The sequence below is a fragment of the Bacillus sp. B2-WWTP-C-10-Post-4 genome (assembly GCF_009183805.1).
In the GTDB taxonomy this organism is placed as follows: Bacteria; Bacillota; Bacilli; order Bacillales; family Bacillaceae_G; genus Bacillus_A; species Bacillus_A cereus.
This window is the reverse complement of sequence record NZ_WEII01000114.1, coordinates 1-11,755: the sequence shown is the minus strand read 5'-3', so window position 1 is coordinate 11,755 and position 11,755 is coordinate 1. Positions and strand designations below refer to the sequence as shown.

The window sequence follows — 11,755 nt, the reverse complement described above, 5'->3', positions numbered from 1 at the left end:
TTATTCTTATTGTATATGTATTATCATTAATAGGTTGTATATTTATTATTAAAAAATCAATGCGATGGAATTAAAGTTAAAATAATAATAGTAGTATTAATAATAAAGCGTGTTGTAGTTGCTATAAGCTGAACCTCGTTACGTTAAGTGAAGTAATAAGACAAGCTGATTAAGTACTATTTAATTCAAAGAAGCTAAAATATGAAGAATGTAACATATGGCTGATAGAATATCTATTAAAAATTCACCATATGAAAAAGGTAGCTATACAAAAAGTACAGCTACCTTTTTTTACAAAATCATTCGTATACAAGAGCAACCTTAGCGTAAACTTGCGCTTAATGGTACTTGAGAATAAACTGTGAAATTGTCACTATAAGTACCATGTTTAGAAAATGTGGAAGAAATAGAACTGTTCCAACTCGTGTAGATAGATCCAGATGTATCTGCTCTTAGATGTACGTTTGAAAAGCTAGCTTGGCTAAAAGAATTACGTCCAGTATCTTCAACGCCCTGAACCATTTTTACTGGTTCGTATTGAGAAAATGAGCCATATACAGGCTGATTTGTATATCTAGGCATTCCATTTACATACATAGTAACCGTACCATTGCCGTTATTAATTATTTTAAGGTTTACTCGATCACCATCTTTAATTAATGTATCATATTGTGTGTTCCAATACTTATTGTTTTGACCTGATTCATTATATCCTGAATTAAGAAATACTTTATATCCACTTGGTGTTTTTGAAATACCACCTTCAACTTTAGATGCTCCAATACCTAAATACCAATTCACATATCCATCCTTAACAACAACTGATTTTGGTAGGTTTATATCAGCTGCAATTCCAGTATAATTACTATTTGTAACACTTTTTACAGCACCTTCTGTAGCTGCAAAACTTGTAGTTGAAAACATTGATAGAGAAATTAGAAGTGAACCGACTAGATACATCATTTTTTTCTTACTTTTCCTTAATACTTGATTCATTTTTAAATCCCCCTTATTTTTAATTATTAAATTGTATTAAAAGTTGGCCAACTAAATAAGACTTACAAACCAAAGATACATTAGGTTTAATTAAATGTATATATTTTCCTGTCATAAGTCATTGAAATGTCAAATAAATTAGATGATTCATATTTATCCATATAGGGGGAGTTGACAGCATGAAGTGTTATGTCTATTTAAAATTATGAAGGTTTTGTTAAAAATAAGATTAAAGCTTATAAATTTGTTGGGTATAATATGTATTACGATTTATTTAGGAGAGATAAATATGAATGGAATACCAGGGTTTTTCAAAAGATATATTTGAAATTCTGAGAAATAAAATAAAAACAAATGAAATAAATGAATTGCTTGTGTTAAAGAATTTATTGAAATAGTTAGTAGGTAAAGGGAAATATATGATTTAAAAGGCGTGGAATTCTCATATAAAAAGAAGAAAGGTGGGCAGTTATGGAAAAGGCAAGATCAAAGTTAAATAATGCAACTATTGAAGGGGGTATAGAGACATTAAAAGATGAAAATGAATGTTTACGTATGGAAATCGATTATTTAAAAAAGTTAAAGGCCTTACTTCAAAAAGAGAAGAAATTACAGAACAAGACTAAGTGGAAGTTTTAGTCTATCATTCTACGTACAATTATAGTAACGTGAATAGTCCAAAATAAATTTGTTTCGGACTAAGGATTCAATATTCTATCCAGTGTATGCAACATTTTTGTAAAAAATGAATTTTCTGATTTTATAACTAAGAAAAATGTATTACATTAATTAATAGATACTTCTACAGAGACACTAAGGATTGCTCCACCATTAGAAGAAGATTGTTGAGGTGCATGTAAACTATTCGTGCTATATGCTAATGCACTTATTACTACCATTTTTTTCGTTAATAATAAGAATATAATGAATATTTAAAGTGTCCTTATTCTGTTGATATAATCAATTTGTTTTAAAACAGACCGTCTGTAATAGGCGGTCTGTTGTTTGTTATGGTTGGCGACTGCTATTCTTTTACTCAACTCATATTATATTTAATTGAAGTATTGAGAATAGAAGAATAGGAGTAGAAAAATTAATGTTTTTCCAAATAATTTATTGAATAGACTTAAAGGGATAAACAGCTCTCCTATGGTAAGGCTTTTGAGTTTATTCCTGTTTGGGTTTTTTAAAAAATCTTTAAATGTTTGAAAGTTTATTTTATTAATGAAAGACCAACTTGGCATAGCTTTTATGTCTGAATCTATTTTGAAAATGATATGAATACTATGTGTATGAAAGCTGCCTATACTTAAAATAAGCATAAATCCTAAAATAATGAACCAAGTCATTTTTTAGCACCTCCTTTCAGTATTTAATATTAAGATATTAATAACGGTGAGGAAGTGTGCTATTGTCCATGAAAAATATTGAGAAATTGTTGAGGAAACGTTGAGACTGTTGCAATGCAATCGATCGTAGGATTGTTAACTATGCTTGTCCTGTTATATTTGTTAAAAAAGGAAAGAGAACAGTTGCGTAGACTGTTCTCTTAAGGAGCGGAAGTGCTGAACATAAGTGCTGAACATTTTTCAATGACAATGATTCAAGCCTTCCAATTATAGTGTGTACAAATAATTACAATTCATACAAAGAGGCAGGTGTAAATTATTCATACATTAAAATTACTTTATTATAGATTGAGTGTATTACAAAGTACAAAGGGCACTTTTCAAAAGTGCTCTTTGTAAGGCGTACCATTAAGGACTTGAAAGAGGCATCATTGTCAATTCGAAAGGAGATATCTATATACAACATATGAAGATGATTTGAAAGGGTGACGATAAAAACAAAAAGACCAGTAAGGATGTACCGATTGCTCAGATTCAAGGAATTGGAGAGGGGGATTTATATTGTTAGGGAATTTTTTGAATGCTATTCCATTAAGATAAACTATGCAGATGAATAATAAGAGTGAAGTTGTAAATTTATCATCTATAGTGTAATCTTCACCATTTGAAATAGGAACTCTTAAAATGTTATCCTGAGAAACTAGATGCGATCAATCATGTTGATAATCAAGTGCTTCGTTCTTTATAGAACCTGGGGAGGCATATGCCGCTGTAATTCTTCAGTAAACGTAAGCATTTAAAGATTCATAAAGAAATGCTATCCCTTCCTATAATTCTACAGAAAGGATAACATTTTTTTGCTTTATGGGTGGTATAAAACTTTAGCTTGATAGCGCTGTGATAATGCCCCATTTAAACAAATTTCCCTTTTCCATACTGATAATGCCCTTTTTTAGAGTCATCCTATCAGCATGTCGAAGATTAGGAGATTACTTGCAAGAGTCTTGGAATTATTGCAACCGTGCTGTGTTATAATTCTAAAGTACTGACATTTCATGTAGGACTTATAGATGTCGGTTTGACATATGAAATGTAAAATCAATCCGTCATTTTGAAGGTTCAGGCTACCATTATTTAAACTAACATTCACACTAAAAGAAGTACAAGGAGGAAGGTATATCTATTAAAATAGTGAGGTATACCAAATTAGAAATGAACATTAAATTTAATAAAAAAGTAGTAGCATTCACGGCAGGATTAACGGTATTATCTTCACCATTGGTATCGTTTGCAGAGGAACAACAATCAGTAAACAATAAGCAATCTACAAGCCTTCAAGTGCAAGAGAACACAGACCAAATTCAAACAATAAATGAACAGGCTTTAAAAAGTATTGAAGCTAGTTTTGAAGAGGTAGACGGACGTGGTGGAGGTACTGTCGACAATAAGAAAGCAGATAGTCTTCAACGCTCAGAGGGTATTCATGAAGAAACAGGCACATTAACTGTTCCTAACAATTCAAACAGAACAAAACGTAGTCTGTCTCCCATATCACCTAGCACCTCTAGTACAATAAACGGTGTTCCATTCACTGAATGGATTGTTCCAGCAGGTAACGATAATATTCGTCCTCAAAACTACATGAGTCCAAAGTATATTACAATTCATGAGACTGATAATACAAGTGTAGGAGCAGGTGCTAGAAACCATGCTCAATACCTATATAACCAAGCAGTAGGTAACACGGACCGAGCTGCATCGTGGCATTTTACAGTAGACGATAAAGAAATTTATCAACATCTACCATTAAACGAGAACGGATGGCACGCAGGAGACGGTGATGGTCCAGGTAATAGAGAATCTATTGCAATTGAAATCGCAGTTAACAGTGACGGAAACTACAGTAAAGCAGTAGATAACGCTAAGAAACTTGTAGCTTATTTAATGAAAGAAACTGGTATACCGTTAAATAACATTGTAAAACACCAAAAATGGAGCGGTAAAATCTGCCCTGCTAACATGATTAATAATGGGCAATGGGATGTATTCGTAAATAGCGTTGAGGGATATTATAATAATCTTTATCAACCAAAAGATGACATTACAGGAGGTTGGTATGAAGAAGCTATTCGAGAGTTAAATAGAAGGGGTATTATGATAGGGGAAGGAAACGGAGTTTTCGCACCCAATAGAGCAATAACAAGAGCCGAATTTGCTCAATTAATCTCTAAATCTCTAAACCTGCCAGCTGGAGATGCTTCATTTAAAGACCTAAACGATGCAAATTCAACTTTACGAGATGGTATTAAACGTACTGCAAGTGCAGGTATCATTCAAGGTAGAGGAGATGGTTATTTTGACCCAAACACACCTATTACAAGAGAAGAATCAGCAATTATTGTAAACAAGGCTTTACAGTATAAAGGTATATGGGGACCAGTTGTAAACCTACCATTCTCAGACAAAGACCAAATTAGCTATAAAGAAGATGTACAAAGATTGTATGGCTTAGGTATTGTCAAAGGTAAGGGTGAAAATCAATACGACCCTAAAGGAACAACAACTCGTGGTGAAACAGCAACATTCATTCTAAATATGCTACAAGTAATTGAAAATGGCAGTGTTGAAAAGGTAGTTGGAACGGCTCAAATTAATGGTATTGGGGTAAATGTTCGAAGCGGGTCAGGTACAAATTATTCTATTGTTAGAAAGACAAGTAAAGGCGAAAAAGTTACAGTATATGAAGAAAAGAATGGTTGGCTAAGAATTGGAACAGGTCAGTGGATTTATTATGACTCTAGTTATATCGATTATAACAGATTATAAAAGACTAAATACTTAAAAGAACAGGTCATATTTGGATATATAACTTACTCTCAGGTTGTGAAGAAGACTTTCTTCACAACCTGTTTTTGTGACTGGCCCCTCTATTACCTATCAATACTGATGAAAAGAGGAGAAGGAGAGATTCATTATGGTGCTGGAATTGGGAAATCATCGTAATTAGCGTGTATGCAATTAGAGGCTAAGGTTTTTCTGATAATTAAGTGGAGGTCACTATACGTACCCATCCAGCCCATATTTTGAAATATTTTAAAACGAAAAAATGAGCTGGATGGGTAAAAGTTAGCACAAAATTTCGTTCTGAGGGTACTATAAAACCTTCGCTTGATAGAAAAGAGATAACATTAACTTTGTTGCCTAAAATTGCTCGTGCTAGATGTGGGTAGATTCAAAATTTATAGGCTTTATTAATCATCATTTGATTCACCTTCATTTTGGTAGGTGTCTCCTTGGTTAAAATGATAAAAAATGCAAAAAGAACTTGTAGGCATCACTACAAGTTCTTTTTTAGATAATATAAAAAGGTGAAACAAACTATCTCATTACTCGTAACAGGGAAACTATCTTACTTAAGGCTTGGTTTCATTATATAACAAATATTAACATGCAGTGTTTTAATGTGTGAAAATTACGTGAATTCTTAACGAAATTTCATCTCTATTCGTTAAGAATTCCACTTATTCGTTTTTTAACACCTTTAAATCAACGTTGAATAGATTAACAATATTTGCTAAAATAATATTATAATAATGCAATATACAGCAATTTATATAATAGAAAGATAAAAAATTTACATATCACTAATTGAACTCTTAGCCGTTGATTAATGGAGTAAGGTAAATAACGAAGTACATTTAATATACAATTCTTTCCGCAGCATAAGATACGTAATTAAGACATTTGATAGAAATAGAGTGCGAATAATGAGAAAGATGCTGACTTGTGGGTTACACTAATCAACTTGAAATGTTATAGGGGTGTACAAGTACTACAGCCAAAAAGTGATCTGTAATGAATATCGAAGAGGCTTACGCAAAGTTATATGTGAGTCTATGTGCGAAGGAAAAGGATAACGTTTATAGGAGGAAGCATGAGGGGGCAATTTAATATATGTAACGGGGGAATAATATTATGAAATTTAATACGAAATTATTAAAGAAATTACTTGTATTAAGTGCAACGTCTGTATCAATTTTTAGTGCCTGCTCTGCAAAGGAAGATGGGGATTACAAGCCATATAAGGAACAAGACTCTATAGAAGTCGCAAAGGTCGAAGAGGAGAAGTCTAATCCCCCTAAGATTGTAGAGAAGAAGTCCACTCTGCCTAAGGTCAAAGAGGATACAGAAGAACCTAAGAAGAAAAAAAAGCTACAACAAGTGGAGGAATCTAAGAATAAAGATGAAGAAATTAATGACAAATATCCGCATTATAAAGATGTACATGAGGACGCATCAACAGTATCACTAGAACAGTATAATCAAATCAAGGTTGGAATGCCTGCGGACAAAGTCATAGAGATAGCAGGAAAGCCTGGATCCAGCGAAACAACTAAATTGTTCTCTATCTATATATATTTAGGTCACGGTGGACACGGTTCGATGACTATAAAGTTTGATTCTAATAGAAATGTAACGAACAAAGAGCAAGGTGGTCTTAGCAATACTGCAGTTAAAGATGAGAAGGCTAGCAAAGAACATGAAGATCCTAATCCTGAATCTGTTAAGAAATCTAGTGCTATAATTCCAAACGATTTTTGCGGACATGGACATGACGAAACGAAGGAGCTAGCGCACGACTGTGAAAAAATTACTGATAAGAAGGCATATAGAAGATATCAACTACAACAAAAGAGAGAAGAGCGAAAAAGACAAATTAGGGGCGAAGAACAGGAATTAATTGATTACGATCAGGGGGATGCAGCTTACAAGGAGCAGCAGCGCATTTACGAAGAAATACAACGTAGAACAGAAGAAAGGGGATCGGTTGATTACGATTACGATCAAGTTAGAGCTCTTAACAAAGAAAGACAGCGTATGTACGAAGAAATACAAGAGTGAGATGAAGAAAAAGAGTGTAAAGTGTAAACTAAAAAAGCTAAATGGTACGAGGAGTATATTTCATAGATAGGAATTTGAATTATTAAAAAATCAAAATATGGAAGAGTAAATAAAAGACGCTAGTTGGCGTCTTTTATTTATCATTATTAGTAAAACTTCACTGGTGATTACTATTAATATTATAATATTTGATCTTGGAATTAACTTATTAGATAATGCTATTGATTGTATAGCATCTGACAAATGACTAAAGATAATAAAAAAATTCTTGATACAAAAATCTAAATTGTATAATATATAGGTATATTGTTATTTGTTGAATTCCGTTTATTCCCACGCCTTATGTGTTGTGGTTGAGTTGCAGAAGCAAGTTGTGTTCTTGTTTCAATTTTGAAAGGGCTTCTTTGAGCCGATTAGTGCATATATAGCTTATTTTGTTATGCACATTTTTAATCGACTTGAAGAAGTCCTTTTTATGTTGTTTTCAAGTTGCAGGTGGGATTATTTATGATTCATAACAAAATGAAATAAAATAATGTTTGAATAGTATTAGTAGATCTAAAAGAGTAATCTAAAGAGCCGGATGATATATTGATTGATATAGATAAGTTATTAGGGAGTGCAAATGAAGAACTACGATATAAATCATGTGATGGTAGTTTATACAGGGGAAAAGGAAGAACTAAGTGATATGAGTACTTGGAGCTTCCTTTTTTATTGCAATTAGAAATCTGGTAGATGATTATGCATATAAAAATGATTTAGCGGAAAAATTTTATTTAATTTCAATACATAGAAGAAAAAGAAAAAAACAAATTCGTAAAGGGCTAGTTTAAGTACGATTCATTTGAATAATTGAGAGGGGAAATGTATTGGTGAAACGTCTTGTTTCTTGCTGACCAAGGGAATGCAGGATGATTAGTAAGGAGTAAGAGCGTATTACTACTCTCACAAAGGAAATTACATTAGAAAAGGGTCCGTCAGTGTTTACAATTTATTTGTGACATCGGTCTAAAAGAATTTGGATGGAGAAGTAAATGCTAAGTGAGAACATGAATGACATTTCTAGAACTTGAACAATTGTGCTTTTTGTTAATAGTGAAAATCAGAAGTAGAAGAGGCACAAGCGTTAAAGTGGACTGCAAAAGTGACAGAAAGAGAACAAGGATTAACGTTATTTATAAAGATATCTAATAAGAAGTGCTATCGGATTTATACAGAAGGAGGGATAATACCAGATAATATATGAATGTATATAAAATTTGAGGTGAATCCACCTATTTTCTATACATTAGTTGAATCAAATAATATATGACTAGGGAGTGTATAACATCCATTTCCCAGTTAAATTTTCTTAGATAAATAGCATGAAATACAGTATGTTCTCACTCATTTGTATAAGGATAAAATAGCCTTTTATTTTTATGCAAATGAGTGAAACAGAACGATTCACCATATAAGAATATTCAACTATAATGAAACACTGTACGTCATTGTAATATTAAGATGTTTTAAGATTAAAGTGATTATTAGTCATAAAATATGAGTTTCGAGACCTCAGCAAAATATTGCAATGCTTTATATACATGAGATTGTAAAAATTATTTTATTAAAATTACTGGAGGCTGATGAAATATGATAATAGATCATATAAGCAACAATGTAGTAAAAAAATTGGAACAAACGGTGCGCTATGAAAAGAAACAGGTACAGGTATTACGTGTAAGTAAAAGTAGTTCTAATATGCACGCTTACATGATTTTCCCAGAATTCTCAGAGGTTAAAATTTCAAATACTGAACTGGATGAATATATAGAAAATCTATCAACAAGTCTGAAATATGTCATTGATCGCAAGTTAAATCAACAAGAAATTGAAAAACAAAATCATTCTTTCATTATGACGTGCGCAGTTGAGGAAGATGGTGTTATAGATGATGAAACGATTCATTTTAATACGACGTATGTTAAGCCACCTACACTTGCGAGTAAGGTATTTAAGCTAGTGTGTGGTTTAGGAAATCGTTTGAATAGCTTAAAAGAGTTACATATAACAGTATTAAATAATAATATTAATCGAATTGAAATACAGTTTTATAATGAAAATGAAACATATGTAGCAGTAGAAAAAGAAGAAATTGCAAATGCGATTATGGGGGCATATACAAAAGCCAATATCTATTATTCCGCAGATCTCCGTTATGTTGCAGAAGGAAATGAAATCAAATTAAAGAGCATTAAGCCAAAATTAGCGGGTGATGTGTTGTGAAGCGAGAAAAAGGGATGATTGGAGTTTTATGTACATTTGTTTTTATGATCCTAGTACTCATACCTTTACATACAGCTCATGCATCTGTAAAAGTGGATTTTAATGAATTGAAAGGAAATGATGTTTCTTCATCTTTTAACGAAGGATTAAACAATCGAACAAAAACGACAGAGAAAGACGATTCATTTGGGTCATCAATTATACAAAAAGTTGAGGGTATGTATGCACCAGCTTTTAAAGTAGGGGTAAATATCTTTTCTATCTCTTTCATATTAGGTGTTATTGTCATGGTTATGGCGTTAATTACAAAGAATGGTCAATGGATGAAATGGGCAACAGGGAGTATGATTTTCTCGTTCGTTAGTATGATGGCAATGAGATTAAGTGTATATTTCTTATTTAGTTCGGATGTATTTTCGTTTATGAACATTTTTACGGATTTTTTAGACCTGTTTAAAGCAACAGCACTTATTTTTACACCCTTTATGTTAATTGCAGGAATTCGTTTACGAAGAATTCATGAGAGTACAAAACAACCTGAGTATTATCGTTGGTCTAATCGCGTTATAACGGGATCTTGTTTACTATGTATGTTAGCCGTACTGGCTCCATGGTTATTTGCGAATATGTAAAGAAATATATATAGATAAAAGGTACTGAATGTTCATTCAGTACCTTTTATCTACCCATCTGATTTTTCCTTTCATATTCTGCAAATATCTCCTCTGATATAGGGGATAATTCGTTCGATTTTTAATCGTTTTTTGTTGTAAAGGATTTCCATTTGTAGAATGAACACTCCTCGTAGTAGAGCTGGTATGCCTACAAAACAGACGAGGAAGATAGAAACTAAAATAATATTTAAATTAGAAATTCATACCTCGTATTTAATAATAACTTAATTTATTTTGATAGGAGTGCTTGTTTTGAAAAGAAATCCAGAATATACCGCTTTACGTAATTCTATCTTGATAGGTTGGCTGCTCACAATTATTGTTATGGGCTTATCTATCTATTTTTCTTCTATTATATATTTACTAATTGGATGTTTCATTTTGTCATTGAAATATGGATTAATGGGCACTATAAAGAATGTAGAAAAGCGTTTGCCAACCTGGGCTAATTTTGGAGTGATTGAAAAACCAGTGAATCGGAGGGTGACAAGACCGTTTCAATTTCGGGGCGGACTCATTGTTTCATTAGCATTAGGATTCATAGAGATGGTGATAAAAGGTTTATGTATCTCATATTATATTTTAGGATTAGAAACCCATGTATATCGTTTAATGCGTAGAAACACAAGAATGTGAAAAGGGGACTTAAATTATGAAAGTATTAATATTCGAATTAATTCTAATTGTGCTTCTGATACCGATAAACATTATGGTAAAAAAACATGCTCCAAAATGGAAAGGAAGAGCTGGAGAAAAGATGGTAAAACGTATATTAAGAAAATTAGATCACGAAAGGTATTGGGTGTTACATGATGTGGCGGTTCATACAGAGTATGGTGATACAACTCAAATTGACCATATTGTTATTGCAGAAACAGGTATATTTGTTATAGAGACGAAGAACTACGAGGGCTGGATTTATGGAAGTGAGAAGGCAGCAAGATGGACACAAGGTATTTTTAGAAAGAAACACTCTTTTCAGAATCCATTTAGACAAAATTATAAGCACATGAAAACAATTGAATGGGTGATGGAACAACAGCTGCCGTGTATTTCTATTGCAGCGTTTCATCCAAAATGCAGCCTAAAAAGAGTAAATGTTCATTCTAAAGATAAACATGTCCTATATTATAACGATCTAAAAAAATGTATCGAATCCTATATTGATGTGAAATTAACAAAAGACGAGGTCGAGCATATTTACCAGGCTATTTTGCAAGCAAATATTACTGATAAAGATACTGAAAATAAACATGTGAAGTATTTACAGAAGTTCGCTAAACAATAAGAAACGGAGAAAGGAACAATGTTATATATAATAGGATTTTTGGTAATCATCGTAGGAGTTATTCGTCTTAACGTGAAGTATTACCAGTTAAAAGGTAACCCAAAAGATTTTGTGATGAAAAAGAAGGATTAAGGATTTATTTTAGAAATAGAGGTAATAGAATACATATATTATTTTAGCCATCATCAAAGGTCATAAGAACCGTTTTACGATCGATAAATACATACATTACTATATTTTATTAATGAATTTAAGTGATAAAATAAATAAAAATAAAC

9 protein-coding genes and 1 pseudogene are annotated in these 11,755 nt (G+C 32.1%); 7 read left to right on the top strand and 3 right to left on the bottom strand.

Translation table 11 applies throughout. The features are described 5' to 3' along the window. Positions 1-321 precede the first annotated feature (321 nt). Positions 322-996, bottom strand: a complete 675-nt coding sequence (locus GBN78_RS25410) for a hypothetical protein (RefSeq protein ID WP_152127840.1) — start codon at positions 994-996, stop codon at positions 322-324. A gap of 471 nt (positions 997-1,467) precedes the next feature. Between GBN78_RS25410 and GBN78_RS30405 the strand changes: the two genes are divergently transcribed. Then, positions 1,468-1,635, top strand: coding sequence for a hypothetical protein (locus tag GBN78_RS30405; RefSeq protein ID WP_000409540.1), 168 nt, complete (start codon positions 1,468-1,470; stop codon positions 1,633-1,635). A 413-nt stretch (positions 1,636-2,048) separates the two neighbouring features. Here GBN78_RS30405 and GBN78_RS25400 read toward each other — a convergent pair whose 3' ends face one another. Beyond that, positions 2,049-2,345, bottom strand: coding sequence for a hypothetical protein (locus GBN78_RS25400; RefSeq protein WP_152127839.1), 297 nt, complete (start codon positions 2,343-2,345; stop codon positions 2,049-2,051). Positions 2,346-3,557: 1,212 nt separating this feature from the next. Between GBN78_RS25400 and GBN78_RS25390 the strand changes: the two genes are divergently transcribed. The 4 genes from GBN78_RS25390 (at position 3,558) to GBN78_RS25370 (ending at position 10,147) form a co-directional block, all read left to right on the top strand. Next, positions 3,558-5,171: an S-layer homology domain-containing protein gene (locus tag GBN78_RS25390; RefSeq protein ID WP_152127838.1), complete on the top strand. Its 1,614-nt coding sequence runs from the start codon at positions 3,558-3,560 to the stop codon at positions 5,169-5,171. Positions 5,172-6,320: 1,149 nt separating this feature from the next. Further along, on the top strand, positions 6,321-7,247 hold the full coding sequence (locus GBN78_RS25380; RefSeq protein WP_070183891.1) for a hypothetical protein: 927 nt from the start codon (positions 6,321-6,323) through the stop codon (positions 7,245-7,247). A 1,635-nt stretch (positions 7,248-8,882) separates the two neighbouring features. After that, entirely contained in the window at positions 8,883-9,515 is a 633-nt protein-coding gene (locus GBN78_RS25375) for a hypothetical protein (RefSeq protein ID WP_152127837.1), read from the top strand. Beyond that, positions 9,512-10,147 (top strand): hypothetical protein, encoded by a 636-nt coding sequence (locus GBN78_RS25370; RefSeq protein ID WP_000817900.1) that lies wholly within the window; start codon positions 9,512-9,514, stop codon positions 10,145-10,147. The genes GBN78_RS25375 and GBN78_RS25370 overlap by 4 nt, the downstream gene beginning before the upstream one ends. A gap of 46 nt (positions 10,148-10,193) precedes the next feature. Here the strand turns inward: GBN78_RS25370 and GBN78_RS31060 are convergent. Beyond that, a pseudogene (locus GBN78_RS31060) lies at positions 10,194-10,386 on the bottom strand (hypothetical protein); the annotation flags it as partial. Between the two features lie 55 nt (positions 10,387-10,441). Between GBN78_RS31060 and GBN78_RS25360 the strand changes: the two are divergent. Then, positions 10,442-10,825 (top strand): hypothetical protein, encoded by a 384-nt coding sequence (locus GBN78_RS25360; RefSeq protein ID WP_000828138.1) that lies wholly within the window; start codon positions 10,442-10,444, stop codon positions 10,823-10,825. A 16-nt stretch (positions 10,826-10,841) separates the two neighbouring features. Next, a complete protein-coding gene (locus GBN78_RS25355) occupies positions 10,842-11,477 on the top strand; it encodes a nuclease-related domain-containing protein (RefSeq protein WP_070183893.1) in 636 nt (211 codons plus the stop codon). The last annotated feature ends 278 nt before the right edge of the window (positions 11,478-11,755 follow it).